The organism is Micromonospora coerulea (assembly GCF_016598485.1).
In the GTDB taxonomy this organism is placed as follows: Bacteria; Actinomycetota; Actinomycetes; order Mycobacteriales; family Micromonosporaceae; genus Micromonospora; species Micromonospora coerulea.
The window spans coordinates 1-24,791 of sequence record NZ_JAEMUW010000046.1 but is presented as its reverse complement, the minus strand read 5'-3'; the positions used below and the strand labels follow the sequence as shown (position 1 = coordinate 24,791).

At 74.4% G+C, this 24,791-nt stretch carries 28 protein-coding genes; 12 read left to right on the top strand and 16 right to left on the bottom strand.

All coding sequences use genetic code 11. The features are described 5' to 3' along the window. Nucleotides 1–43: 43 nt before the first annotated feature. Nucleotides 44–880, bottom strand: coding sequence for an undecaprenyl-diphosphate phosphatase (locus I8N68_RS30800; RefSeq protein ID WP_200216592.1), 837 nt, complete (start codon nt 878–880; stop codon nt 44–46). Continuing rightward, a complete protein-coding gene (locus I8N68_RS30795; protein WP_200216590.1) occupies nt 877–1,929 on the bottom strand; it encodes an LLM class F420-dependent oxidoreductase in 1,053 nt (350 codons plus the stop codon). Before I8N68_RS30795 ends, I8N68_RS30800 begins: the two co-directional genes overlap by 4 nt. A gap of 166 nt (nt 1,930–2,095) precedes the next feature. Here I8N68_RS30795 and I8N68_RS30790 point away from each other — a divergent pair, with 166 nt between their 5' ends. Both I8N68_RS30790 and I8N68_RS30785 read left to right on the top strand, forming a co-directional pair. Beyond that, complete coding sequence (locus tag I8N68_RS30790; protein WP_200216588.1) at nt 2,096–3,067, top strand: aldo/keto reductase; 972 nt, start codon at nt 2,096–2,098, stop codon at nt 3,065–3,067. A gap of 92 nt (nt 3,068–3,159) precedes the next feature. Further along, on the top strand, nt 3,160–3,351 hold the full coding sequence (locus tag I8N68_RS30785; protein WP_039906151.1) for a DUF5703 family protein: 192 nt from the start codon (nt 3,160–3,162) through the stop codon (nt 3,349–3,351). Nucleotides 3,352–3,417: 66 nt separating this feature from the next. Here I8N68_RS30785 and I8N68_RS30780 read toward each other — a convergent pair whose 3' ends face one another. After that, a complete protein-coding gene (locus I8N68_RS30780) occupies nt 3,418–4,071 on the bottom strand; it encodes a hypothetical protein (RefSeq protein ID WP_200216586.1) in 654 nt (217 codons plus the stop codon). Nucleotides 4,072–4,129: 58 nt separating this feature from the next. Beyond that, nucleotides 4,130–5,458, bottom strand: coding sequence for a M20/M25/M40 family metallo-hydrolase (locus I8N68_RS30775; RefSeq protein ID WP_200216584.1), 1,329 nt, complete (start codon nt 5,456–5,458; stop codon nt 4,130–4,132). A gap of 167 nt (nt 5,459–5,625) precedes the next feature. On the opposite strand from I8N68_RS30775, the gene I8N68_RS30770 reads away from it, so the two are divergent. From I8N68_RS30770 to I8N68_RS30760, 3 genes are all read left to right on the top strand, one after another. Beyond that, complete coding sequence (locus I8N68_RS30770) at nt 5,626–6,243, top strand: hemerythrin domain-containing protein (protein ID WP_200216582.1); 618 nt, start codon at nt 5,626–5,628, stop codon at nt 6,241–6,243. Between the two features lie 154 nt (nt 6,244–6,397). Next, nucleotides 6,398–7,393 (top strand): LysR family transcriptional regulator, encoded by a 996-nt coding sequence (locus tag I8N68_RS30765; protein ID WP_200216577.1) that lies wholly within the window; start codon nt 6,398–6,400, stop codon nt 7,391–7,393. A 19-nt stretch (nt 7,394–7,412) separates the two neighbouring features. Further along, on the top strand, nt 7,413–7,649 hold the full coding sequence (locus I8N68_RS30760) for a hypothetical protein (protein WP_200216575.1): 237 nt from the start codon (nt 7,413–7,415) through the stop codon (nt 7,647–7,649). Nucleotides 7,650–7,702: 53 nt separating this feature from the next. On the opposite strand, the gene I8N68_RS30755 is transcribed toward I8N68_RS30760, so the two are convergent. Genes I8N68_RS30755 through I8N68_RS30745 form a run of 3 tightly spaced genes read right to left on the bottom strand, consistent with a single transcriptional unit; the run spans nt 7,703 to nt 10,784 of the window. Beyond that, complete coding sequence (locus tag I8N68_RS30755) at nt 7,703–8,053, bottom strand: DUF3140 domain-containing protein (protein WP_200216573.1); 351 nt, start codon at nt 8,051–8,053, stop codon at nt 7,703–7,705. Continuing rightward, nucleotides 8,053–8,220 carry a hypothetical protein gene (locus I8N68_RS30750; protein ID WP_200216571.1) on the bottom strand — a complete coding sequence of 56 codons (168 nt, stop codon included), beginning with the start codon at nt 8,218–8,220 and terminating at the stop codon, nt 8,053–8,055. The genes I8N68_RS30755 and I8N68_RS30750 overlap by 1 nt, the downstream gene beginning before the upstream one ends. Before the next feature lie 14 nt (nt 8,221–8,234). Further along, complete coding sequence (locus tag I8N68_RS30745) at nt 8,235–10,784, bottom strand: ATP-dependent Clp protease ATP-binding subunit (protein WP_200216569.1); 2,550 nt, start codon at nt 10,782–10,784, stop codon at nt 8,235–8,237. Between the two features lie 114 nt (nt 10,785–10,898). On the opposite strand from I8N68_RS30745, the gene I8N68_RS30740 reads away from it, so the two are divergent. The 5 genes from I8N68_RS30740 to I8N68_RS30720 all read left to right on the top strand — a co-directional run bounded on the left by I8N68_RS30740 (nt 10,899) and on the right by I8N68_RS30720 (nt 15,970). Continuing rightward, the gene (locus tag I8N68_RS30740; protein WP_200216567.1) at nt 10,899–11,300 is read left to right on the top strand and encodes a PIN domain-containing protein; all 402 of its coding nucleotides are present in this window, start codon (nt 10,899–10,901) and stop codon (nt 11,298–11,300) included. A 186-nt stretch (nt 11,301–11,486) separates the two neighbouring features. Further along, a complete protein-coding gene (locus I8N68_RS30735) occupies nt 11,487–11,747 on the top strand; it encodes a hypothetical protein (protein ID WP_200216565.1) in 261 nt (86 codons plus the stop codon). A gap of 8 nt (nt 11,748–11,755) precedes the next feature. Then, nucleotides 11,756–12,640 carry a hypothetical protein gene (locus I8N68_RS30730; RefSeq protein WP_200216564.1) on the top strand — a complete coding sequence of 295 codons (885 nt, stop codon included), beginning with the start codon at nt 11,756–11,758 and terminating at the stop codon, nt 12,638–12,640. Further along, nucleotides 12,633–15,305: an FtsK/SpoIIIE domain-containing protein gene (locus I8N68_RS30725; RefSeq protein ID WP_200216562.1), complete on the top strand. Its 2,673-nt coding sequence runs from the start codon at nt 12,633–12,635 to the stop codon at nt 15,303–15,305. The genes I8N68_RS30730 and I8N68_RS30725 overlap by 8 nt, the downstream gene beginning before the upstream one ends. Continuing rightward, nucleotides 15,302–15,970, top strand: a complete 669-nt coding sequence (locus I8N68_RS30720; protein ID WP_200216560.1) for a hypothetical protein — start codon at nt 15,302–15,304, stop codon at nt 15,968–15,970. Before I8N68_RS30725 ends, I8N68_RS30720 begins: the two co-directional genes overlap by 4 nt. 40 nt (nt 15,971–16,010) lie before the next feature. Here I8N68_RS30720 and I8N68_RS30715 read toward each other — a convergent pair whose 3' ends face one another. Both I8N68_RS30715 and I8N68_RS30710 read right to left on the bottom strand, forming a co-directional pair. Continuing rightward, nucleotides 16,011–17,282, bottom strand: a complete 1,272-nt coding sequence (locus I8N68_RS30715) for a cupin domain-containing protein (protein WP_200216557.1) — start codon at nt 17,280–17,282, stop codon at nt 16,011–16,013. 9 nt (nt 17,283–17,291) lie between these two features. Then, nucleotides 17,292–17,582, bottom strand: coding sequence for a hypothetical protein (locus I8N68_RS30710; protein WP_200216555.1), 291 nt, complete (start codon nt 17,580–17,582; stop codon nt 17,292–17,294). Nucleotides 17,583–17,912: 330 nt separating this feature from the next. Between I8N68_RS30710 and I8N68_RS30705 the strand changes: the two genes are divergently transcribed. Further along, a complete protein-coding gene (locus tag I8N68_RS30705; RefSeq protein ID WP_200216554.1) occupies nt 17,913–18,662 on the top strand; it encodes a PIG-L deacetylase family protein in 750 nt (249 codons plus the stop codon). Between the two features lie 11 nt (nt 18,663–18,673). Beyond that, complete coding sequence (locus I8N68_RS30700; RefSeq protein ID WP_200216553.1) at nt 18,674–19,501, top strand: DUF72 domain-containing protein; 828 nt, start codon at nt 18,674–18,676, stop codon at nt 19,499–19,501. Here the strand turns inward: I8N68_RS30700 and I8N68_RS30695 are convergent. The 7 genes from I8N68_RS30695 to I8N68_RS34430 all read right to left on the bottom strand — a co-directional run bounded on the left by I8N68_RS30695 (nt 19,458) and on the right by I8N68_RS34430 (nt 24,735). Next, entirely contained in the window at nt 19,458–19,886 is a 429-nt protein-coding gene (locus tag I8N68_RS30695) for a DUF2267 domain-containing protein (RefSeq protein ID WP_200216552.1), read from the bottom strand. The two genes, I8N68_RS30700 and I8N68_RS30695, sit on opposite strands and share 44 nt — an antisense overlap. A 298-nt stretch (nt 19,887–20,184) precedes the next feature. Continuing rightward, nucleotides 20,185–21,054, bottom strand: a complete 870-nt coding sequence (locus tag I8N68_RS30690) for a DUF72 domain-containing protein (RefSeq protein WP_200216550.1) — start codon at nt 21,052–21,054, stop codon at nt 20,185–20,187. 47 nt (nt 21,055–21,101) lie between these two features. Beyond that, nucleotides 21,102–21,500 carry a TraR/DksA family transcriptional regulator gene (locus I8N68_RS30685; protein WP_089014814.1) on the bottom strand — a complete coding sequence of 133 codons (399 nt, stop codon included), beginning with the start codon at nt 21,498–21,500 and terminating at the stop codon, nt 21,102–21,104. 198 nt (nt 21,501–21,698) lie between these two features. Next, a complete protein-coding gene (locus I8N68_RS30680; RefSeq protein ID WP_200216548.1) occupies nt 21,699–22,328 on the bottom strand; it encodes a nucleoside/nucleotide kinase family protein in 630 nt (209 codons plus the stop codon). A gap of 169 nt (nt 22,329–22,497) precedes the next feature. Beyond that, on the bottom strand, nt 22,498–23,106 hold the full coding sequence (locus I8N68_RS30675) for a winged helix-turn-helix domain-containing protein (protein WP_200216545.1): 609 nt from the start codon (nt 23,104–23,106) through the stop codon (nt 22,498–22,500). Nucleotides 23,107–23,420: 314 nt separating this feature from the next. Continuing rightward, nucleotides 23,421–23,759, bottom strand: coding sequence for a winged helix-turn-helix domain-containing protein (locus I8N68_RS33400; protein WP_372433921.1), 339 nt, complete (start codon nt 23,757–23,759; stop codon nt 23,421–23,423). 295 nt (nt 23,760–24,054) lie between these two features. After that, on the bottom strand, nt 24,055–24,735 hold the full coding sequence (locus tag I8N68_RS34430; RefSeq protein ID WP_200216543.1) for a zinc ribbon domain-containing protein: 681 nt from the start codon (nt 24,733–24,735) through the stop codon (nt 24,055–24,057). Between the last annotated feature and the right edge of the window lie 56 nt (nt 24,736–24,791).

Genomic DNA, 24,791 nt, shown 5'->3' with positions numbered 1-24,791 from the left:
AGCCCCCAACAGCAACCACCGCCCAACAGCAACCAACCAACCCTCAGGTAGCGCTGATCGTCCCCGTCAGGAGCAGGGACAACACCAGCGCACCCAGTGCGACCCGGTAGAGCACGAACAGGTACAGGGTGTGGTGGGCGACGTAGCGCAGCAGCCAGGCGATGGCCGCGTACCCGATGGCGAAGGCGATCACCGTCGCGACGATCATCTGCGCCCCGCTCGGCGCGGCCGTGCCCGGCGCGGAGGGTTCGAAGACGTCGCCGAGGCTGAACACCCCGGACATCACCACCGCCGGAATGGCCAACAGGAACGAGTACCGCGCCGCCGTCTCCCGGGTCAGGTTGAGCAGCAGTCCGGCGGTGAGCGTGCCGCCGGACCGGGACACCCCGGGGATCAGCGCCATGGCCTGGGCGAAGCCCATCACCACGCCGTCGCGCATCCGGAAGTTCTCCAGGGTGCGGGTCTGCCGGCCCCAGTACTCGGCGAAGGCGAGCACGAAGGCGAAGACGATCAGCGTGGTGGCGACCACCCACAGGTTGCGGCCGGCGGTGCGGATCTGGTCCTTGAACAGGAAGCCGAACAGCCCGATCGGGATCGAGCCGATGATGACGTACCAGCCCATCCGGTAGTCGAGGCTGGACCGGACCGACGGGTCGGCCAGGCCGAGCACCCAGGTCCGGGTGATCCGCCAGATGTCCTTGGCGAAGTAGATGAGCACCGCCGACTCGGTGCCCAACTGGGTCACCGCGGTGAACGAGGCGCCGGCGTCCCGGCCGAAGAAGATGGCCGAGGTGATCCGCAGGTGACCGGACGAGGAGACGGGCAGGAATTCCGTGAGCCCCTGGACGATGCCCAGGACGATGGCCTCGACCCAGGTCACTCGCCGACCCCGGAGAGGTCCAGCGCCTCGGCGACGGTACGCAGGGTCTGCACGCCGCTGTCCCGGTCGGCGACGAAGAGGGTCACCGACAGGGTGGTGACGCCGGCGGCGGCGTACTCCCGCATCCGCTCGGCGATGCGCTCCTTGGGGCCGAGCAGCGAGGTGCGGTCGATGAACTCCATCGGGACCGCGGCGGCGGCGTCGCGCTGCCGCTTGGCCAGGTAGAGATCCTGCACCTCGCGGGCGGCATCGCCGTAGCCCATCCGGGTGGCCAACTGGTTGTAGAAGTTCTGCTGCCGGCTGCCCATCCCGCCGACGTAGAGGGCGGCGTACCAGCGGACCAGCTCGGCGCAGCTGGCGATGTCGTCGCCGACCACGACCGGGACGGACGGGACCACGTCGAAGCCGGCCAACTCCTTGCCGGCCTTCGCCCGGCCGGCCCGCACCGAGGCGAGTTGCTCCTCCGCGAACTCCGGGGCGTAGAAGACGGCGAGCCAACCGTCGGCGATCTCGCCGGCCAGTTCGAGGTTCTTCGGGCCGACCGCCGCGAGGTAGATCGGGATGTGCTCGCGCGGCGGGTGGAAGCCCAGCCGCAGCGCCTTGCCCGGCCCGTCCGGCAGCGGCAGGGTGTAGTGCTCGCCGTCGTACGCGACCTCCTTGCGGGCGATCGCCAGCTTGACGATGTCCACGTACTCCCGGGTGCGGGCCAGGGGCTTGGCGAAACGCACGCCGTGCCAGCCCTCGGAGACCTGCGGGCCGGAAACACCCAGGCCGAGCCGGAACCGGCCGCCGGAGAGCGCGTCGATGGTGGCGGCCGTCATCGCGGTCATGGCAGGGGTGCGGGCGGGGATCTGCATCACCGCGGCGCCCACGTCGATGCGCTCGGTCTGACCGGCCATCCAGGCCAACATGCTGGGCGAGTCGGAGCCGTAGGCCTCCGCCGCCCACACCACCGAGTAGCCGAGCCGGTCCGCCTCCTGGGCAAGAGCCAGATGGTCGGCCGGCGTGCTCCACGCCGTCTGGTATCCGAGGCTGAGCCCGAGTCGCACTGGTCCTCCCACCGTCCGCACCACAGGTCGCATCAGGTTACGCAATGCGGGCGGTGGCCACGATCCCGGATCACCTCGAACACGTCACACCCGTCCGGCCGGTGGAGCGGGAACTTGACTCCGGGCGAGGATATCCGTGACGCCGGGTTCGAAATAAGGTTCACCCATGCAACAGCGACCGCTCGGCCGAAGCGGGCTGGCGGTTTCGCGGCTCGCGCTCGGCACCATGACCTGGGGACGGGACACCGACGCCGACGACGCGGCCGCCCAGCTGAAGAGCTTCCTCGACGCGGGCGGCAACCTGATCGACACCGCCGACGTGTACGCCGACGGCGACGCCGAGGCGGTCATCGGCTCCCTGCTCGGCAGTCTGGTGCCCCGGGAGGACCTGCTCATCGCCACCAAGGCGGGGTTGCGGCCGGGCAGCGGCCGGCGCCGGGACGGCTCCCGCGGGCACCTGCTGCGCACCCTGGACGCGTCGCTGCGCCGGCTCGGCACCGACCACGTCGACCTGTGGCAGGTGCACGGGTACGACCCGGACACCCCGCTCGAGGAGACCCTTTCCGCCCTGGACCACGCCGTGTCCAGCGGCAAGGCGCGGTACGTCGGGGTGTCGAACTTCGCCGGCTGGCAGACCGCGCGGGCCGCCGCCTGGCAGGCCGCCTGGCCGGGGCGGGCCCCGGTGGTGGCCGCGCAGGTGGAGTACTCGCTGCTGGAGCGGGGGGTGGAGCGGGAGGTGCTGCCCGCCTGCGAGGCGCTGGGCCTGGGCGTCCTGCCGTGGTCGCCGCTGGGCCGGGGGGTGCTCACCGGCAAGTACCGGCACGGCCGGCCGGCGGACTCCCGCGCCGCCTCACCGCACTTCGAGCGCTTCGTGGCCACCTACCTGGAGCCGCGCTGCTCCAGCATCGTGGAGGCGGTGGCCACCGCGGCCGGCGGGCTCGGCGTCTCCCCGCTGGAGGTGGCGCTGGCCTGGATCCGGGACCGGCCCGGGGTGACCGCCCCGATCCTCGGCGCCCGCACGGTGGGTCAGCTCCTCGGCGCGCTGCAGGTGGAGCGGATGACGCTGCCCGAGGAGATCGTCACCGCCCTGGACGACGTCTCGGCGGTGCCGGTCGGCTACCCGGAACGCGACGGCTGACCGTTCGACGATCGCGGCGGCCGGGCCAGCGGCGACGTGGATCACCGTCAGGGGGTGGCGAACCACCGCCGGCCTTGGGCAGCATGGAACGCATGGACTACGAATACGCGCCGCTGCGGTTGCCGCCGAATGTCGACCGGTTGACCGCCGCGGCGCAGCTGGCGATCCAGGCGGAGTTCTCCGGATGGGAGTTGGCCCGGGTGCGGCTGTTCCGGGACGGTACGCGGCAGGTGATGCTGCGCCGTCGGCGGGTCAACCAGCCGCAACCGGGCCTGTCGTACTGAGCGGCGGCGCACCCGGGCGTACCGACCCGGGCCCGACCGGCTGGTCGGGCCCGGGCACGTCACGGCCTAGTGGGCGTGGTCGTGCTCCTCGTCCAGTTCCAGGAACGGGTGCTCGTCGAGCCGGCCAACGAGGCGGTCGTCGGCGGCGGGCTGGAACGGGCCCACCGGGTCGTCGTCGTCGAAGGACTCCAGGTCGACCGGGGTGCCGACCTCGCTGACCATGACCACGCCGTCGAGCGGCTCCAGCTCGGGGACGTCGAGCGCGCTCAGCGAGCCGTCGCCGCTCTGCAGCAGCTCCAGCACCGCCTCGCCGACGCCCTCGACCGGGGCCGGCTCGTCCTCCTCCGGGGTGCCCTCGCGGCGGGCCGCCTCGGCCACCCGGATCAGGGCGGCCACGCTCGGCACCCGGTAGTCCCGGCGCTGGCGTACGGAGATGACCCGCGGGTGCGGGTCGGTCGCCTCGACGCCCTCGACGCCGGCGAAGCGCTCGTCGGCCTCGTCCGGGTCGATCGACTCGACGTCCCAGGGCGTGACCTCGCCGAAGGCGTCGAGAAGTTGCTCGTCGTAGGCGAACGAGGCGTTGTTCAGGGCGACGTACGCCTGCCAGACGTCGTCGTCGTCGATCCGGCCCTTGGCGGCCCGGACGGCGGCCAGGTGCGCGCGGGCGGCGTCGATCACGCGCTCGAGAGCGGCGTCCAGCTCGCCGTGCTGGTCGGTCATGTGGGCAGTCCCTTCGCGATGGGGAGGATCCGCGTCGGCAGTGACGCCGCGGACACGGTTAGCAACTGCGGAGAAACCGGTCGAGAACCCGCACGCCGAACTGTAGCCCGTCCACCGGGACCCGCTCGTCGATGCCATGGAACAGGCCGGAGAAATTGAGGTCGGCGGGCAGCCGCAGCGGCGCGAACCCGAAGCACCGGATGCCGAGCTGGGAGAACGCCTTGGCGTCGGTGCCGCCGGAGAGCATGTACGGCACCGGGCGGGCGCCCGGGTCCTCGGCGCGCAGCGCCGCGGACATCGCCTCGACCAGGTCGCCGTCGAAGGTGGTTTCCAGGGCCGGCTGCCGCTGGATGTACTCGATGGCGATGTCCGGGCCGATCAGCTCGCGCAGCTGCCGTTCCAGCAGCTCCGACTGGCCGGGCAGGCTGCGGCAGTCGATGGTGGCGGTGCCCCGGCCGGGGATGACGTTGTCCTTGTAGCCGGCGGCCAGCCGGGTCGGGTTGGCGGTGTTGCGGATGGTGGCGCCGATGATGTTGGCGATCGGGCCGAGCTTCGCGATCGCGGTCTCCGGGTCCTCCGGGTCGATCTCGATGCCGAGGACGTCGGAGACCTCCGCCAGGAACGCCCGGACGGTGTCGGTGACCACCACCGGGAAGCGGTGCCGGCCGATCCGGGCCACCGCCTCGGCCAGCGCGGTGACCGCGTTGTCGTCGTGCACCATCGAGCCGTGCCCGGGCCGGCCCTTGGCGTGCAGCCGCAGCCAGTCGATGCCCTTCTCGGCGGTCTCGATGAGGTAGAGCCGCTGCGACTCGTCGACCGAGTAGGAGAAGCCGCCGACCTCACCGATCGCCTCCGTGCAGCCGTCGAAGAGACCCCGGTGGTGCTGGGCGAGGAAGTGCGCCCCGTAGTCGCTGCCGGCCTCCTCGTCGGCGGTGAAGGCGAGCACGATGTCCCGCGTCGGGCGGACGCCGGCGCGCTGCCAGCTGCGGACCACGGCCAGCACCATCGCGTCGAAGTCCTTCATGTCGATCGCGCCGCGGCCCCACAGGTAGCCGTCGCGGATCTCGCCGGAGAACGGGTGCACCGACCACTCGTCCGGGTCGGCGGGGACCACATCGAGGTGGCCGTGCACCAGCAGGGCGTCGCGGCCCGGGTCGGTGCCGGGGATCCGGGCGACCAGGTTGGCCCGCCCGGGTGCCGACTCGTGGATCTCGGCGTCGACGCCGACCTCGGCCAACTTCTCCGCCACGTACTCGGCGGCGCGGCGTTCCCCGACGCTGGTGTCGTTGTCCCCCGTGTTGGTGGTGTCGATGCGCAGCAGGTCGCGGCAGAGGTCGACGACCTCGTCGGTCGGGTCGGGTCGGGCGGAGGCGGCGTCGCTCGTCATCGCATCTTCATACCAGCCGACGCGGACGCCCGGCTCGCCCCCGCCGCCGGCGGCCGGCGCGGTTTCGCGCGGTGACCGTTCGGGTACCGCCGCTGGCGTCCCCGCACCGCCCACCGGGCCGCCGGAGCCCCGCCGTGATCCGCCGGCCATCAGTCGAGGAGGGCACCATGACCGTCCCCCTGCCCCCGCTGCCGCCGGCCGCCGACGACGCGTACCGGCCCGGCGGCCGGAGCGTCGCCGAGTTCGTCGACCGGGAGCACCGGCAGCTGTGCGACCTGGCCGACGAGGTCATGGAGCCGGAGTTGGCGCCGGAGCGCCGCCGCGAGGTGGTCGACGTGCTCACCGCCGCGGTGTCCCGGCACCTGTCCGCCGAGGAGCAGTACCTCTTCCCCGCCGCCCGGGCCGCCGTGCCGGCCAGCGGTGAGCTGGTCGACCGGGAGATCGAGGCGGACGCCGCGCTGCTGACCGCCCTGAAGGGACTGTCCGGGCCGGACGACCCGGCGCTGGCCGACGTGGCCGACCGGGTGCGCCGGCACGTCGTCCGGGTCGCCGCGCTGGTGACGCCGCTGCGCGAGGTGGCCACCGACGCCGACCTGATCCGGCTAGGCAACCGCTGGCAGATCGCCGAGGAGGCGGCGCCGACCCGGCCGCACCCGGGCACCCCGGCCACCCCGCCGTGGAACAAGATCGTGGAGCCGGCGGTGGGCGTGGTGGACAAGCTACGCGACGCGGTGACCGGCCGGCGGACCCAGCTGGCGGACCTGGACCGGCAGCCGAAGGCCTGAATCGGCCCGCAACCGCGACTACCCCGGCCGGCGCCGGCGCCGCGACCACGACGGGCCTCGATGGGGTCAGCTGCCCCGGGCCGGCGAACAGACCGAGGTACGTCGATCGCTTCGGACCCTTCCGGTTGCCCGTTCGTGGTCCTACGGTCACCCTATGAATCTGGAGCTGCGACATCTGCGCGTGGTGTGCGCGATCGCGGAGACGGGGAGCGTGACCAAGGCGGCCTCGACGCTCGGCCTGGCCCAGCCGGCCCTGACCGCCCAGCTCCAGCGCATCGAGCGGGTCCTCGGCGGGCCGCTGTTCGAGCGGGACCGCCGGGGCGCCCGCCCCACCGCGCTGGGTGAGCTGGTGCTGGCCCGGGCCCGGGTGCTGCTGCCGGCGATGAAGGGCCTGCAGGACGAGGCGGCGCGGCTGGCCGGGGCGGGCGACCCGGTGGGTCGGTACCGGTTCGGCGGGGTGAACAGTCCGATCCTCGGCCGGCTGGTGCACCGACTGGCGGCGGAGCAGCCCGCACTGCAGATCACCACGTACGCCTCCTGGTCGGTGGACGAACTGGCCCAGCTGGTGGCGGGTGGGCGGCTGGACTTCGCCCTCATCGGCGTCTGCGGCGACGCGGTGCCGTCGGCGGAGTTCGGGCTGAGCTGGCGGGAGGTGGCCGTCGACCCGGTGTTCGTGCTGCTGCCGCAGCACCACCCGATGGCCGGCCGCGACGAGGTGCGCCTGGTGGACCTGCGGCGGGAGCAGTGGGTGGCGGCACCCGGCGACGGCTGCTTCGGCGACTGCTTCGCCGCCGCCTGCGCCCGCGCCGGTTTCACCCCGCGCAAGATGTACGAGACGGACGTGCGCGGGTGCGTGGACCTGGTCGACGCAGGCGAGGCGGTGGCGCTCTGCCAGGCCACCTTCCGCCCGGTCAGCGGCCTGGTCACCCGCCGGCTGGCCGGGACGCCGCTGCGCTGGCGGCTGCTGCTCGGCTGGCACCCGGACGCCCCGGCGGCCCGGGTCGCCGAGACGGTGCTGGAGACGGCGGTGGCCGCGTACACCGACTCGCTGGCGCCGCACCCCGACTACCTGGCCTGGCTGCTGCGCCACCCGGACTTCGGCACGCATCCGTCGACGACCGGGCCGGCCGGCGGGGTGCGAACGGCCTGACGGCGGGTATCAGGGCAGCATGACCGATCTGTACCCCGCGGGCGACCAGCGGGAGCTGCTGGTCCAGGCAGCCGCCGCGCACACCGCCGCCTCCCGGGACGTCGAGACCTTCCTGCGCCGGCTGGGCGACGTGCCGGAGCCGCCCGACATCACCGAGTACGCCAACCTGCTCACCCGCGAGGAGCGGGCCCGCCTGGACCGGCAGGACGCCGCGGACGCCGCCGGCCTGCAACTGCCCAGCATGGAATCCGAATAGCCGACCGACGGAGCGGCACCCGGGCGATGGCCCGGGTGCCGTCGCGTGGTCGGTCAGCGTTCGACCAGGACGTCGTGGCCGAGGTCGAGCAGCGAGTGCCGCCACTCGTCGTCGGCGTTGCCCCGGCTCGGCTTGGCGTCCACCAGGGACTGGATGCGGTCGATGGCGTCCCGCATCACCTCGATGTCCTCCGGGGTCAGGTCCACCTTCCGCTTGCTCAGCACGTGCAGGATCTGCCGCCCCGGTTCGGGCAGGTTCATGTCCGGGTTCGGGCCGAACGCCTCCTCGCCGGACCCCCGCGTGAGCAGCCACTGCCGCAGCTGCTCGGAGGGGACGTTCACCTGGGCGTGGAAGTCGTCCCAGATCACCTCGACCTCGGGATCCAGCCGCTTCTCGCGTACCATCACGCCTCCTCTCCCGGCGGCGGCTCGGCCGGCGCCGGCTCGCCCTCGTCGGTTCGCTCCTTCGGGCCCTTCGGCGGCATCTTGACCCGGGACGGGTTGGCGGTCGGCGGCGCGATGATCGGTTCGGGCCGCTCGGCGTCCTCCCGGCTCTCCTCGGGTTCGGTCATGTCCGCCCTCCGGTTCATCGGGGATGGGAGGTGCTGGCCGCCGTGTACCCGCGCTCGCCGGCGGTCACGTCGAAGGTGAGCTGTCCGTCCCGGGCGTCCACGATGACCTTCTGGCCGGGCGAGATCTGGTTCTCCAGCAGCATCCGGGACAGCCGGTTGTCGACCTCCCGCTGGATCACCCGGCGCAGCGGGCGGGCGCCGAACTCGGGCTGGTAGCCGTGCTCGGCGAGCCAGTCGACGCCGGCGGTGGTGAAGTCCACCTGGATGTCCTGCGCGTGCAGCCGGCGCCGGGTCTCCTCCAGCAGCAGCCCGGTGATCTGGCGCAGCTGCTCGGCCTCCAGCCGGCGGAAGATGATCACCTCGTCGATCCGGTTGAGGAACTCGGGGCGGAAGTTCTCCTGGAGCTGGCGCATCAACCGCTCGCGCAGCTCCTCGTTCTCCCGCTCGGTACCGGGCTCGCCGGCGTCGAAGCCGACCGCGCGCCGGGTGCCGGTGATCAGCTCCGAGCCCAGGTTGCTCGTCATGATCAGGACGGTGTTCTTGAAGTTGACCGTCCGGCCCTGGCTGTCGGTCAGCCGTCCCTCGTCGAGCACCTGGAGCAGGATGTTGAACACGTCCGGGTGAGCCTTCTCGATCTCGTCGAGCAGCACCACCGCGTACGGGCGGCGGCGCACCGCCTCGGTGAGCTGGCCGGCCTCCTCGTAGCCGACGTACCCGGGCGGGGCGCCGACCAGCCGGCTGACCGTGTGCCGCTCCTGGAACTCGCTCATGTCCACCCGGACCATCCGGTCGGCCTCGCCGAAGAGCGCCTCCGCCAGGGCCCGGGCCAGCTCCGTCTTGCCGACGCCGGTGGGACCGAGGAAGAGGAAGCTGCCCATCGGCCGGTTCGGGTCGGCTAGCCCGGTCCGCGAGCGGCGGACCGCCTCGGCGACCGCGGTGACCGCGTCGTGCTGACCGACCACCTTCTCGTGCAGCTGCCCCTCCAGGCGCAGCAGCCGGTCCCGTTCCTCCTCGGTGAGCTGGTTGATCGGGATCCCGGTGGCCCGGGAGACCACCTCGGCGATCTCCTTCGGGCCGACCGAGGGCACCCGGTTGGGGCCCTCGTCGCCCCGGGCACGGCGGACCTGGTCCTCCAGCTCGGCGAGCCGGTCCCGCAGGTCCGAGGCCCGCTCGTACTGCTCGTCGGCGACGGCCTGCTCCTTGTTCCGGCGGACCTCGTCGAGCTGCTGCTCCAGCTCCCGCACGTCCGCGGCGGGGGTGCGGGTGCGCAGCCGGACCCGGGCGCCGGCCTGGTCGATCAGGTCGATGGCCTTGTCCGGCAGGAACCGGTCGGCGACGTACCGGTCGGAGAGTTCGGCCGCGGCGACCAGCGCCTCGTCGGTGAAGCGGACCTGGTGGTGCGCCTCGTAGCGGTCGCGCAGGCCACGCAGGATGGCGACGGTGTCCTCGACGGTGGGCTCGGGGACCAGCACCGGCTGGAACCGGCGGGCCAGCGCGGCGTCCTTCTCGATGCTCTTGCGGTACTCGTCCAGGGTGGTCGCCCCGATCACCCGCAGCTCACCGCGGGCCAGGGCGGGCTTGAGCATGTTGGACGCATCCATGCCGCCCTCGGCGCCGGCGCCGCCCGCGCCGACCAGGGTGTGGATCTCGTCCAGGAAGATGATCAGCTCCTCCCGATGCGCCCGGATCTCGTCGATCACCTTCTTCAGCCGTTCCTCGAAGTCACCCCGGTAGCGGGTGCCGGCAACCAGTCCGGCCAGGTCGAGCTGGATCACCCGCTTGCCGATCAGGGTCTGCGGCACGTCGCCGTCGCAGATCCGCTCGGCCAGCCCCTCGACGATGGCGGTCTTGCCGACGCCGGCCTCCCCGATCAGCACCGGGTTGTTCTTGGTCCGCCGGGAGAGGATCTCCACCGCCTGCTCGATCTCGTCGGCCCGGCCGATCACCGGGTCGATCTGGTCCATCCGGGCGAGGTCGGTCAGGTCCTGGCCGTACTGGTCGAGGGTGGGGGTTCCGCGGTCCGGCTTGGGCCCGCCTGTGCCGCGTTCCGCGCTGGCCGCCTGCAACGACTCGGGCTGGATCCGACCGGCGGCCAGCATCCGGCCGGCCGGCGACTCCGGGTTGAGCGGCAGGGCCATCAGGATGTGCTCGGGGCCGATGTAGTTGGCGCCCATCGCCCGGGAGAGCTGATGGGCGTCGAGCAGCGCCCGCTTGGCCGCCGGGGTCAGCGACAGGTTCGGCGGCACCTCGCCCTGGGGCGCGCCCTCGCCGCGCCCGCCGAGGGCGTTGACCAGGGCGTCCGGGTCGGCGCCGGCCCGGCGGACCAGGTCACGCAGGGGCTCGCGTTGCAGCGCCGCCCAGAGCAGGTGGTCGGTGTCCAGGTCGTTGCTGTGCTTCTGGGCCGCGCGGCGCGCCGCGTCGGCCAGCATCTCCCGCGCGTCGGCGGTCATCAGCCGGGTGATGTCGACCCGGTGTGGCGGCCGGCGTCCCCCCTCGCCCCGGCCGAAGTAGCGGGCCAGGAATTCATCCCACGGGTCGGAGCCGAAGTCACCGGGTCCCATCATCTCTGTCCTCCGCGGTCAGGCCGGCGCGCTGGCCGGTGCAGTCGGGCCGGCACGGTCGGCGGTGGCTACCCGGCGGTCGGCGCGACAAACGCCCCCGGGTGGCAGGCTGAGGGCATGGAGACCAGACCGCTGCTGATCGTCGACGGCGCCAACGTGGTCGGTTCGCGGCCGGACGGCTGGTGGCGGGACCGGGCCGGCGCCGCGGCCCGGCTGCGCGACGCCCTCGTCCCGGTCGCCGCCGCGGGCCTGCCGCCGGACCTGCTCGCGCCCGTGGAGGTGGTGCTGGTGCTGGAGGGCGCCGCCCGGGAGGTTCCGGCGGTCCCGGGCGTCACGGTGGTGGCCGCGCCCGGGTCCGGCGACGACACGATGGTCGAGCTGGTCGCCGCGGCGGCACCGGATCGCCGGCGGCTGGTGGTCACGGCCGACCGGGAGCTGCGCGGACGGGTCGAGGCCCTCGGCGCCGAGGTGTACGGCCCGCGCTGGCTGCGCCGGGAGCCCGCCGGCCGGCCCGGCTGACCGGGCGGCTGACTCGCCGACGGGACCGGACGATGCACCGACGGGACTTCGGCGGCCGGGTCGGCCGGCCTTCGCGCATGTCAGGGGCACAATCGGACAGGCGGGCAGGAACGCCGCGAGGGTGGATGTTCGTGCACCCGGCGGGATGGGTTGTAATGGAGATCTCCCCGCCCCCAGGAGGTCCCCGTGGCGAGCGTCGCCGAGCTGAAGGCAGCCATCGATGTCGCCCTCCAGCAGATAGGTGACGGGCAGACAGCCGTGCAGGCGGCCGGCGAGAAGCTGGCCGAGGCGCAGCAGACCCTGGCCGGCGCACTGGAGGGCAGCGGCCACGAGACGGTGGGCGCCGCGCAGGCCTCGCTGACGCAGGCCGGGCAGGAGCTGGAGGAGTGTCTCGCCGCGACACTGGTGGCGGTGGAGCAGGCGCAGCTCTACGTGTCGACACTGTAGAGCCGACCGTGTCCATCATCGAGGACATCGGCGCGCAGGTCCGCGCCGCCGCCGAGGACCTGCCGCTCGCCCCGCTGACGCTGGCCCTGGAGAAGTTCGGCCAGGCCACCGAGCGGCTGCGCTGGGTCCGCCAGGAGTCGGCCAACCCGATGGGCGTGCCGGAGCTCTCCGCCGCCACCGAGCACGCCGAGACCGCCGGGTACGCGCTGCGGGTCGCCCAGGAACAGCTGGCGGCGTACCTGGCCGCGATCGGGCTGGCCGCCGACGGCGCGCCCGCGCCCAAGCCGGAGGACCGGCGGCCGAAGCACGACGCCGCCCGGGAGGCGGCACCGGTGGCGACCGCGCCGGCGGAGCCCGGCGCCGACCCGGCGATGCGGCGCTGGTGGTCGGTGCGGGTCGCGGAGCTGACCGGCGGCCGGGAAGGCCCGCCGGACGAGCCGGACGAGCGGGTCGGCGACGCCCGCGAACTGTTGCGCCGGGTGGTCACCGGGGTGCGCGCCGGCGACCGGGACCGGCTGCGCCGCGAGCTGCGCGGGGCGCACGCCGACGTCGGGCTCGGGCTGGCCGCGGTCGCCCCGCCGCTGCTGCGCGACCTCGCCGGCGAGCTGCTCGGGCACCCGCCCCGGGCGGACGACCTGGCCCGGCTGCGCCGGGAGCTGGACGGTCGGGTCCGGGACCTGCTGCCCGGGCTGCCCCCGCCGGTGCTGGACATCCTGCTGACCCGGGTGTGCCGGATGCCCCCGCCCCGCCGCGCCGCCGAACAGGAGCAGCCGCACGCCGCCGACCCGGCGGTCACCGCCGGGGTGGTCGCCGGCGTGCTGCTCGCCCGGCTCGGCCGGGACCTGCCGACCGACACCGACGAGCGGCCGCCGGCCAGGGGCACCCATGGCTGACGTGCGGGGGCAACTGGCCACCCGGGTCCGGGGGATGCTGTCGGAGGCGCTCGGTGCCACCCGTAACCGGCTGGCCGACGCCGAGGCCGACCTGACCGGCGCGCAGGAGCGGCTGACCCGGGTGCGGCGCGCCGCGGCGGCCGTACCGGAACGGGTCGGCGCGGCCCGCGACCGCCGGCTGGCCGAGATCGACGCCCGGCATACCGCGCGGATCGCGGAACTGGCCCGGCGGGCCGCGGCGGCCGCGCAGCGCGAGGCTCCCGGGGCCGCCTCGGCGCCGTGGCCGCGCTGGCGGGCCGCGCCCGCCGGCCGGGCCGAGGCGCCCGGCGCGGTGCGCATCGGTACGGTCCGAATCCCCGGCGCCGAGCCGGTGCCTGCCCTGGTGCCGCTGCTGGACGCAGGCCACGTGCACCTGGCCGGCGCGGACGCGGCCGGCATCGCCACGGTGGTGCCGGCCCTGCTGCTGCGCTCCGTCGGCCGCGTCGACCCCGGCGCGGTCCGCCTCTTCGGGTACGACCCGGAACACCTCGGCGGCGGCCTCGCCGGCTTCGCCCCACTGGGCACCGCCGGCCTGCTCACCTTCGTCGGCCCCGGCGGGCTCGGCCGGCTGCTGGACGACCTGGTGGAACAGATCCGCCGGATCAACGAGACCGTGCTGGCCGGCGAGTACGCCTCGCTGCGCGAGCTGGCCGCGGCGACCGGCCGGCGTCCGGAGCCGTGGCGGGTGGCGGTGCTGCTCGGCGGCGACGAGCTGTCCCGCCACGAGCGCGGCCAACTCGACCGGGTGGTCCGCACCGGCGCCGCCTGTGGCGTGCACCTGGTCGTCCGCGGGATCGACCTGCCCGACGGCCCGACGGTCACCCGGGTCGTGGTGGAGCCGGACGACGCCCGGATCGCCGGACTGCCCGTCGCCCTCGACGACGCGCCGCCGGCCACGCTGGTCACCGAGACCTGCCGGGAGGTGGCGTCCCGGGTCAGCGCCGGTCCGCCCCCGACGCCCTTCACCGACCTGCTCCCGCCGCCGGACGAGTACTGGCGGGAGGACTCGGCGCACGGGCTGACCGCGCCGATCGGCGAGGGCCCGCACGGCCGCCCGGTGCTGCTCACCCTCGGCGACTATCCGCCGCACGCGCTGATCGGCGGGCCGTCCGGCACCGGCAAGACGAACCTGATCTTCGCCTGGATCGGCGCGCTGGCCGCCCGCTACTCCCCCGCCGAGCTGGAGTTCTACCTGCTCGACTTCAAGGAGGGGGTGTCCTTCGCCCGGTTCGCCCAGGGCCGGCGGGACCCGAGCTGGCTGCCACACATGCGGCTGGTCGGGATCAACGTGAACACCGACCGGGAGTTCGGGCTGGCGCTGCTGCGCTTCCTCGCCGAGGAGCTGCGCCGCCGGGCGGACGCGGCCAAGAAGCACGAGGTGACCAAGCTCGCCGAGCTGCGGGCAGTGGATCCCACCGGGCACTGGCCGCGGATCGTGGCGGTGGTCGACGAGTTCCAGGCGCTGCTCGCCGGCCGGGACGTGGTCGCCCGGGAGGCCGCCGACCTGCTGGAGGACCTGGCCCGGCGGGGCCGCTCGCAGGGCATCCACCTGGTCCTCGCCTCGCAGGACGTCCGCGGCATCGAGGCGCTGTGGGGGCGCCCGGCCCTGGTCGCCCAGTTCACCCTGCGCATCGCGCTGCCCAAGGCGCTGCGCATCCTGGCCGAGCGCAACGACGCCGCCCAGTCGCTGCCCCGGCACCACGCCGTGGTCAACGCCGAGTCCGGGCTGGCCGAGGGGAACGAGGTGGCCCGCATCCCGTCGGCCAGCGACTGGGAGTCCTGGAGTGAACTCCAGCACCGGCTGTGGCGGATGCGGCCGGCCGACGCCGCGCCGGCCCGGCTCTTCGACGGCGACGCCATCCCCAAGCTCACCGACGCGCCGGACTTCCGGGCGCTGACCGCGCCGGAGGAGGGGGTGCCGCGCAGCCCGGTGGCGCTGCTCGGGGAGATCATCGACGTGCAGGCCCGCTCGGCGACGCTGCGGCTGCCCCGGGCCCCGGGACGCAACCTGGCGGTGCTCGGCACCCGGGTGGACGAGGCCTGCGCGGTGCTGGACGCCGCCGCCCGGTCCCTCGCGCGCCAACACCGCCCCGGCACCGCCCGGTTCTCCATCGCCTGCCTCGACCCGGACGCCGACCCGGCCGCCCGCGCCCTCTACGAGGACCTGGCCGGCGACGCGGCCTGGTACGACGAGGAGACGATCCCCGAGCTGATGGCCGAGGTGGGCGACGCGCTGGGCGCGCCGGGCGGCCGGAACACCGCGCACTACCTGCTGCTGTACGCGGTCGACGCGGCGGCCGGCCAGCTCGCCGGAGGGGCCGGGCGGCGCACCGGGCTGGAGCAGCTGCGCCGGATCCTGCACGACGGGCCGGAACGGCGTACCCACGTGCTGGCCTGGTGGCGCGGCGTGGCCCGGATGCGGGTGGACCTGGGTGGTCCGGCCGCCCGCACCGACCAGATCGGCGCCTGGGTGGCGCTCGACGTGCAGGGCGCGGAGCTGGGCTCCTCGCTCTACCCGGGCACCGGCGGGCCGGACTGGTACCCGCGCCCGTGGCGGGGGCTCTACTTCGACCGGGCGGTGCATCGCACCGGTCAGGTGATCATCCCTTATGGTCCGTCCCGATGAACGAAGCGGTCGCCAGTGAGACGTACGCCGCCCAGCTCCGTCGGCTCGCCGAGCTGACCGCCCGGGTGGCCGCCCAGCGCGCCGAGGCGCACACCTGGTACGCGCAGCAGTGCGCCGCCGCCGACCGCGCCGTCGTGGGGGCCACCGAGGAGGTCCGGCGTGCCGAGGGCGCGGTGGCCGAGGCGCGGGAGCTGGTGGAGAAGGTCGACGGCGAGGCCGCCCACCTGTGGCAGCAGCTGCGGTCGCGGCTCGGCGCGGGCGCCCGCCGGCTGGGTGACCCGCCGGGGCCGGCCCGGGACGCGACCGGCGATCCGGTGCTGCTGCTGCGCGGGGTGCGGGAACTGCTCGACCGCACCCGGCAACCGGGCGAGCTGCCCGGCTCGGTCAACCCGCTGCTGGCCCTCTGCGGGATCGGCGGGTCCGTGGCCGCGTACGCCCTGGGGGCGGGTGCGCGCGCGGTCGGCGTGGGCAGCGGCGGTGACCTGGCGGTCGGCCTGCCGGTGCTGGCGCTGGTGGTGACCCTGGTCGGCCCGCTGCTCGGCCTGGCGCCGGCCCGGGTGCTGGCCGACCGCCGGCACGCGGTGCTCGGCCCCCGCCCGATCATCGTGACCCTGCTCGCCGGCCTCCTGACCACGATCGCCCTGCTCACCCTCGCCCCCCGCTGACCCACAGGAGGCCCCCGACCCCGGGCGGGGCGGGTGGGGGTCAGGCGGGGGTGAGGATGGCTTCCTTGAGGAGGCGACGGACGAGGACCAGGCGGTCGGCGTCGTCGTCGAGGCCGGGGAGGTCGCCGACGCGGGTGACCTCGCCGGTGAGGACGGCGCGCAGGGCCGGCTCGCACGTGCCGGGAAGGGTGATCGTGCGGTCGAACAGGCGCAGCACGAGCCTGCCGTCCGCGGTGGGGCTGAGCTGCCAGCGCAGGCCGGCCCGGAGGGCGACCCGACTGTCGGCATCGAGAGCGGCCAGGGCCGCCGCCTGCGCCAGGGGGCGGATCGGCGCCGGCCGGGCGGCCGGCCAGGACCGGCTGCGCAGCCGGGCGGCGAGCGCGGCGGGGTCGGCCCGCAGCAGCCAGTCGCGCAGCGCCTCCACCGTCTCGGTCAGCTCCGGCTCGATCGCGTCCGGATCGGCCACGTCGGTGCCGAAGGGCAGGCCGGCGCGCAGCCGGGGATCCTCGGCGGCGAGCGCGAGCAACTCCTCGACCAGGGCGTACCGGGTCAGCGCCCGGATGCCGACGGTCAGGTGCAGCGAGGCGGACTCCTGCGCCTGCGCGCTGTGCAGCCAGCCGCGGGGCAGGTAGAGCGCGTCACCCGGTTCGAGCACCACGTCCAGCGCGGCAGGCCCGTCGGCGGTGGCGGAGACCTCGTCGGCGCGCCCGCCCCAGGGCTGCTGCTCCAGCGGGTCGGGCAGCACCGGTGGGTGGATCCGCCAGTGCTTGCGGCCGTCGACCTGGAGCACGAAGACGTCGTGGGTGTCGTAGTGGGTGGCGAAGCCCTGGCTGCCGGCCGGGGTCAGGTAGGCGTTGACCTGCAACGGCTGGCGCAGCGCCATGCCGAGGTCGCGGGCGAAGTCGACCAGTGCGGGCCAGATCCGGTGCAGGCCCTGGAGCACCAGCGTCGCGCCGGAGGCGTACTGCTCCAGGACCCGCTCGTCGAGGACCTGGTCGCCAACCTCGGCGCCCGCGCCGCCGCCGCCGGTCCACCTCGCCGCCGGCACGAGCTGGCCGTCCCTGGCCACCCGCAGGAACGGGGTACGCAGTCCCCGCCGGCTGAGCAGTTCGTCGGCGTCGGCGGGGTTGAGCAGGTCGGTGAAGCCCTGCGGGTTGGGCAGCTCGTCGGCGCGGGAGAGCAGCGGCGCCCGTCCCCAGTGCGCGGCGGCGAACTTCGCCGGCTCCACCGCGATGCAGCGGGCCAGCGCGTCGGGCGCGGAAGACGGAACCGCCAGACGGCCACGGCCGCCCGGCGGGTCGAGGTACGTCACGACGATCCGTCAGCCGGCGCTGCCGTCGGCGCCGCCGTCGCGGTGGCCCGGGGTGGCGCCACCGTCGGCCGGTCCCTCGGCGCCACCGTCCGCGCCACCGTCCTGCTGGCCCGGGGTCGCACCACCGTCGGCGGGACCCTCGGCGCCACGGTCGGCACCGCGGTCGACGCCGCGCTCGGCACCGCGGTCCGCGCCACCGTCCGCGCCACCGTCCTGCTGGCCCGGGGTCGCACCACCGTCGGCCGGACCCTCGGGGCCGCCGCCGCTGGTGGTCTGCATGTCGTCGTCGTTGAGTGCCATGGGTGCTCCCTCGGGTGTGCCGCCCCGTCGTACGTCGGGGTTCGTCGTGCAGCGGGTGGTACCCCGCGCGCGATCTTCTCTAACCCCCACCGTAGACGCCGGGCCCCGGCGACACGGACGGTTCGCCGGTGCCCGTACGGGGTCGTCCGTTGCGGCAGGTCACGCCGTGTTCCAGCGCGCGTTGCGGGCGGTGACCTGCCCGCCGGACCGGGTGACGGTGGCGTTCCCAGCGCGGGTCGCCGGCAAGCCCGCTCCCTCGCCGCCGTGCCGCCGGGCGGCGGCGCGCGCCGCGCGGTGCCAGGATGGTTCCGGGATCGGACAGGAGGGCGCATGGTGCAACCGCAGAGCGAGCCGCTGGAGCCGCTGCCGGAGGAATGGCAGCGCGGCCTGGCGGTGGTCGCCCACCCCGACGACCTGGAGTTCGGTGCCGCGGCCGCCGTCGCGCACTGGACCGCCCAGGGCAAGGAGATGATTTACTGCCTGGTCACCAGCGGCGAGGCGGGCATCGACGGGATGCCGCCGGAGCGGGCGCGGGTGGTCCGCGAGGAGGAGCAGCGCGCCTCGGCCGCCCTGGTCGGGGTGGACACCGTGGAGTTCCTCGGCCTTCCCGACGGCCTGCTGGAGTACGCGGTGCCGCTGCGCCGGGAGATCGCCGCGGTGGTCCGCCGGCACCGCCCGGACGTCGTCATCACCAACAACTTCCGCGACACCTGGGACGGGGCGTACGCGCTGAACCAGGCCGACCACATCGCCACCGGCCGGGCGGTGCTGGACGCGGTCCGCGACGCCGGCAACCGGTGGATCTTCCCCGAGCAGCTGTCCGACGGGGTCGCGCCGTGGAACCGGGTACGGCAGGTCTGGGCCGCCGGGTCACCACTGGCCCGCCACGGGGTGGACGTCACCGCCACCTTCGACCGCGGGGTGGCGTCGCTGCGGGCGCACGGGGCGTACCTGAGCGGGCTCGGTGACGGCAGCTTCGACGCCGAGGAGTTCCTGGAGGGGATGGCCCGGCCGGCCGGCACCCGCCTCGGCGTCGGCTACGGTGCGGCGTTCGAGGTGTTCCACTTCGACCTGTACTAGGCGGTGGCGCGATGATCCTGGTCGGCACCTCCGGCTGGCAGTACCGGGACTGGCGGGAGCGCTTCTATCCCGCGAAGCTGCCGCAGCGGCTCTGGCTGGAGCACTTCGCCGAACGGTTCGCCACGGTGGAGGTGAACAACGCCTTCTACCGGCTGCCCGAGCGGGACACCTTCGTCGCGTGGCGGGAGCGCACCCCCGACGACTTCTGCGTGGCGGTGAAGATGAGCCGCTACCTCACCCACGTCAAGCGGCTGCGGGAGCCGGTCGAGCCGGTCGCCCGCTTCCTCGGCCGGGCCACCGGGCTGGGCGACCGGCTCGGCCCGGTGCTGATCCAGCTCCCGCCGAACCTGCCGGCCGACCCGGAGGCGCTGGACGCGACGCTGCGGCTCTTCCCCGCCGACGTGCGGGTGGCGGTGGAGCCGCGGCACCCCTCCTGGTGGACCGACGAGACCCGCCGCATCCTGGAGCGCCGCCGGGCCGCGCTGGTCTGGGCGGACCGGCTCAGCCGGCCGGTGACCCCGCTGTGGCGGACCACCGACTTCGGCTACCTGCGGCTGCACGAGGGCCGCGCCCGGCCCTGGCCGCGCTACGGTCGGACCGCGCTCGCCACCTGGGTACGCCGGCTGGCCGCCACCTTCGGCGACGACCCGGCGTACGTCTACTTCAACAACGACCCGGGCGGCGCGGCGATCGTGGACGCGGCGGCCCTGGCCGAGCTGGCCCGGCGGGCCGGCCGGCCGGTGAGCCGGACGCCGCCGGCCCGCCCCACGACGGGGCGGGCCGGGACGGCGCCGGTCAGGGAATCATCCGGCCCAGGTCCCGCGGCATCTGCGACTTGACGTCCTGCCACTCGCCCTGGGTGACGTGCTGGCGCAGGGTGTCCAGCACCACCTGCACCACCCGCTGCGGACCGCCCTCCACGTCGAACGGGAAGCCCTGACGGACCTCGTAGAGGAAGTCGTCGCGGTTCAGCTTGATCGGCACGCTCTCCGGCTGCCAGCCGTCGAAGTAGATGCCCCGCAGCAGCACCGGCAACTGCTGGGCGAACTCGGCGCTCTGCTCTACCGGCATCCGGTCGCGCAGCAGGTGCAGCACGGTACGCAACGCCGCGTACGACTGGTTGCGCTGCTCCTTCGGCCAGCCGTACGCCTGCTCGATGTCCTTCAGGATCAGGTTCGTCTTGTCCAGCGAGGACTCAAACGCGGAAATCAGCTGCTCAGCCATCTGCCCACCCCCGTGCATCGGTTTCCCAGCGTCGCTCGTCGGTGCGTCGCGGCGGCCCGCTGGGCCCCCGCCACAGCCGGGTCGGGCTGAACCGACCGGGCCGCTCACCACGCCGGGAAGGGCCGGACCTACCGACCACGTGCAGCACCCCGCCGCGGCGTCGATCCGTTACGACCCGCACCGTCATGGCCCACCTCCTGTCGGCCTCGCGGTCGCGTCGGTCGACGGACCGCACACACCGCCCATGCTGGGCGGTGACCGGGTGAGCGGGCCTCACCCGGTGCGGGTGAATCCGCCATCAGTCCGCGAGGAGGCCGGCGAGGGTGGCCGCGTTGGTCTGGGCGTAGTCGCGGTAACAATTGTTCATCAACACGTGGGTCTGCTCCGCCTCGCCGGCCAGCTCGCGCAGCTTCGGCGCCCAGTCCCGCAGCTCCCGGTCGGAGTAGCGGTAGCCGAACTTCTCGTGGATGTCCTTGCTGGTCCACTTGTCGCTGTGCCCGTGGAAGCGGACCACCGCGAGCTCCGCGGTGGCCGCCAACACCGGGGGCAGGGACGACCTGTGCCCCTGCGGCATGTCCACGCAGACGTACGCCAGCTCGTGCTCGCGCAGGAACCCCAGCGTCTCGTCGGAGTTGTCGCCGTCGAACCAGGACGCGTGCCGGAACTCGAAGACCGGACGCAGCGGGGCGCAGCGCCGGGCCACCTCCAACAGGTACTGCTTGTTGTCCCGCTTGATGGTGAACCACGGCGGGAACTGAAACAGCAGCGCGCCGAGCCGGCCCGCCTCGACCAGCGGGTCCAGCGCGGACAGGAAGCGGGTCCAGACCTCCTCGTACGCCTGCGGCGGCAGGTCGTCCGGGTAGAGGTTCTTCTTCTCCGTCTCCGGGCGCAGGTCCTTGTAGAGCGCGCTCACCCGGGTCGGATGCCCGGTCAGCAGGCTGAACGCCTTGACGTTGAAGGTGAAGCCGGGCGGGGTGCGGTCCACCCACAGCTTCGCCGTCCGCTCGGCGGGCGGCGAATAGTAGGTGGCGTCCACCTCGACCAGCGGGAACTGCCGGGCGTAGTACGCCAGCCGCTTCTCCGGGGTGTCCGCCGTCTGCGGGTACCAGCCGGAGTCGAGCAGGGTCCGGTCGGTCCACGAGGCGGTGCCCACCTTGATCTCACCCATGGTGGAAGTCCACCGCGTCTCGGACCGACCGGCAACTTGCGCGGCGCTCAGGCCGCCCGCCGCTCCCGGGTCTGCTTGCAGGCCACACAGGAGGTGGCGGACGGGAAAATCTCCAGTCGCTCGACCGGGATCGGCGCCGAGCAGCCCTCGCAGAAGCCGTAGGTGCCCTCGTCGAGTCGGGTCAGCGCGTGCTCGAACTGCGCGCGGCGGTCCAGGATGGTGCGCAGCAGGGACTGCGCGGTGTCCCGCTCGGCGGTCTTCGTGCCGCTGTCGGCCTGGTCGTCGCCGGCGGTGTCGCCGACCTCCACCAGGCGCAGCACCTGGCTCTGCAGCACGGCCTGGTCGTACTCCGCGGTCAGCTCGTCGTAGCGCGACCGCAGGGACTGCCGGATCTGGTCGATCTCCGCCTGGGACCGGCCCGTGGCTACCGTGTCGTGGACGAGCATCGCTGCCTGCCTTTCGTGGGGCCTCACATCGGTCCGGGGCGGTGCACGCCCCGGACCTGTCCGTTGGTGGCCCGGGTGAGATCACCCGTGCTCTGTGAGCCGGGCGAATACCCGCACCGGGAGAGGATGAAACCGACGATTTTCCGCCCGGTCTCGGTCCGGTCGTCCGGTTCGCGGCGCGGACCCCGCGCGAACCGCTCAGTCGGGCTCGACCAGGGCCGGATGGCGGGGGTCGTCGACCCGGACGACCACGTCGGCGAAGGAGGCCGGCGCGACCTCGTCGGCGTACCGGGCGAAGGCGGGCAGCGTCCAACGCAGCTCCGGGTCGGTGCGCCGGGCCAGCGCGGCCGGGGAGAGCACCAGGTGCACGGTGACGTCGAAGGGCAACCCGCCGCCGAGCAGCAGTGCCCCGCTGACCAGCACCACCCCGCCGGGCGGCAGCTCGACGTACCCGGCGCGGCTGGCCCGGTCGGTGGCGGCGTCCCACAGCGACGGGAGCAACCGGCCCGACCCGTCCGGGCCGGCCGGGTCGAGCACCTCCCGGCGCAGCCCGATCTCGTCGACCCAGCCCTCGTAGTACGCGTCCGGATTGGTCCGGCCCTGCTCCAGCCGGACCGAGGCGGGGCGGAGGAAGTCGGCGGCGAGCACGTGCAGCACCGGGCGGCCGGCGGCGCGCAGCGGGTCGACCAGGGCGGCGGCCAGCGCGTCCGGAGCGGCGGCCGGCGGCCCGTCGACGGCCACCCGGAGGCGCTCCCGCCCGGCGGTGCCCGCGAGCCGGTCGGTCAGCTCGGCGACGAGTCGTTCGGGCGTGATCGGACGGACGCGCATCCGACCATCGTGCCCGGCCGGCCGGACAGGCGAACCCGGACCCGACGTCCCGGCCGGGTGGGCGGCCCGGCGGCGCGCAAGGCCCGCCGGCGCGGAGAGCCCGGTGGCGGTTTCGGCGGTGCCCGGCCGGAGCCCGGCCGGAGCCCGGCGCGGGCACCGGACGGGCCGCTCAGCCGGTGCGGTCGATGGTGACCCGGGCGTCGTCGGCGAGTCGGTAGCCGACGCCGTAGACGGTGGTGACCAGGGGAACGTCGACGCCGACCTTGCCGCGCAGCCGCCGTACGTGCACGTCCACCGTGCGGACGCCGGCGTGCTCGTAGCCCCAGACCGCGTTGAGCAGTTGCAGCCGGGTGAAGACCCGCCGGGGATGGGCGACCAGGTGCAGCAGCAGGTCGAACTCCAGCCGGGTCAGCGGCAGCGGCTCGCCGCCGCGCAGCACCGAGCGGGAGGCGGCCAGGATGTGCAGGGTAGGGATGGTCGGCGCGAGCGGACGCGACGGGGACCGGCCGGCCGGCACCGGGTCGGGGCGGCGCTCCGCCGGGCCGACGCCGCCGGAGACGACGGCGTCACCGCGTTCCAACATCTCCCGAGCGGCCTCCAGCAGCCGGCGGGCAGGTGGGGTCAGGGACTCCTCACAGGCGAGCGGGATGGACAGGGTCACGGTGAGCACGGGTGCGGCCGTGTTCGCCGGGCGACGCTGGCCGCCGGGGGGACGACCGGGAACCGCGGGTTGGGACGTATGCCATCCGGCGCGCGACGAGGCGGGGCTGACCGACATGGTCCTCCTTGGCTGGTCCGGGTATCTCCCCACGGCCCGGGACGCCGCTTCATCGATGCTTCCCGGCGCCTGAGCGAGGGTCAAGGGGCGGCCACGTTGCATGAATGTGACAATTGACGAACACACCGGAGCCGCCCGCTCGCTCTCCGTGTGAGGTCAGATGATTACAGCAGAGCCGCCGAGATGATCCGTGACGGGGGGTCCCCCGCCGGTTCACATTGGCCGGTGCGGGCCGGCGGAGGCGGCCGGACCACGGAGCCCGCGGCGCGGCCCGGGGCCGCGGTCCGACCCCGGGCACGCCGGGTACGCCGTCCTCAGTGCTCCCGGTCCACCACCACCCGCGCCTCGTCGGCGAGCCGGTAGCCGACCCCGTACACGGTGGTCACCAGCGGCGTGTCCACGCCGAGCTTGGCGCGCAGCCGGCGCACGTGGACGTCCACGGTGCGCGCCACCGCGTGCTCGTAGCCCCAGACGTTGGCGAGCAGCTGCCGGCGGGTGAAGACCCGGCGGGGATGCTCGGCCAGGAAGAGCAGCAGGTCGTACTCGATCCGGGTGAGCGGGATCTCCCGAGCGCCGTGGCGGACGATCCGCGGGCCGGCCAGGATCCGTACGGCATCCGGGCCGACCGCGGGGGCGGGCGGACGGGCGTCCACGTCGGCCCGGGTCGCCAGGCGGCGCGTGGCGGGCGCGGGCGCCGGATCGGCGCCGGGCGGCCGGCCGGCGAAAAACCGCCGGGCAGCTCCTGCCGGAGCACGCCGGTCTCGGCCAGCTCACCGAGCAGGTCGACCAGCCGGGCCAGACCGGGCGTCAGCGCGCCACCACCGAGCTCGAGGGTGATGGTCAGGGTCGGCGCGGCGCCGGGCCGGGGTGGCGCGGCCCGGTCGGGACGGCCGGGCCGGTGCGGACGCGAGGCGAGGGCGACGACGGACATGGAGCGTCTCTGGTTTCCTACGCGATCCTCGGCAAGCCGGGCATCCCGCTGGTACGGCGGTCCCTGTCGGTGACGGGGGTGGCGTGTACGTGGCGGTGGAAGCCGCGGCCGAGGACGGCCCCGCGGACCCGGTGTGGGTGTCGCGGGGCGGTGGTGGAAACCGTGTGCGGCACCTGGCGAACCGGCCCTGACGGGTTGGTCTCCTGGGGTGTCCGTCCCGCCGGACACTTGCCGGCAGACCCCGGTGGGGGTTCTGCCGGGGCGGGAACCTGCCGTCGCAAGGGCAGCAGGCGTGAAGTCTTCGCAGTCGCAGGTCGGACCTGCTTCGGGGTGGGCACGCTCTTGCGTCGATCCCGCACCGGCCTGATCGTGGCGGCTCGGGTTGGTCGACGGGTCCGGTGACGGACCGGTGTGTCGGTGGCTGCACGGATCGTGGTGTTGCCGTTACGGTCGCGGCGGGTTTTGGCCTGGTTGGCCAGGCCCCGGGCGGCGATCCGTTGCGACGCGGCGTGGTCACGGTCCAGTGACAGGCCACACGAGCAGGTGGCCCACCGGTACCCGGCCGCGCTGCGCCCTGGTGTTTTGACGTGTTTGACGGCACGGCCGCAGCGGGGACAGCCGGACGAGGTACCCCGCGCCGGGACAGTGACGACTGCGATGTCTGCTTTCGCGGCGAGGTGGGCGATGGCGGTGAACACGGTGGCGCGTACCGCGCCAGACAGTCGCCGGTTGAGGCTGCGTGACCCGCCACCGG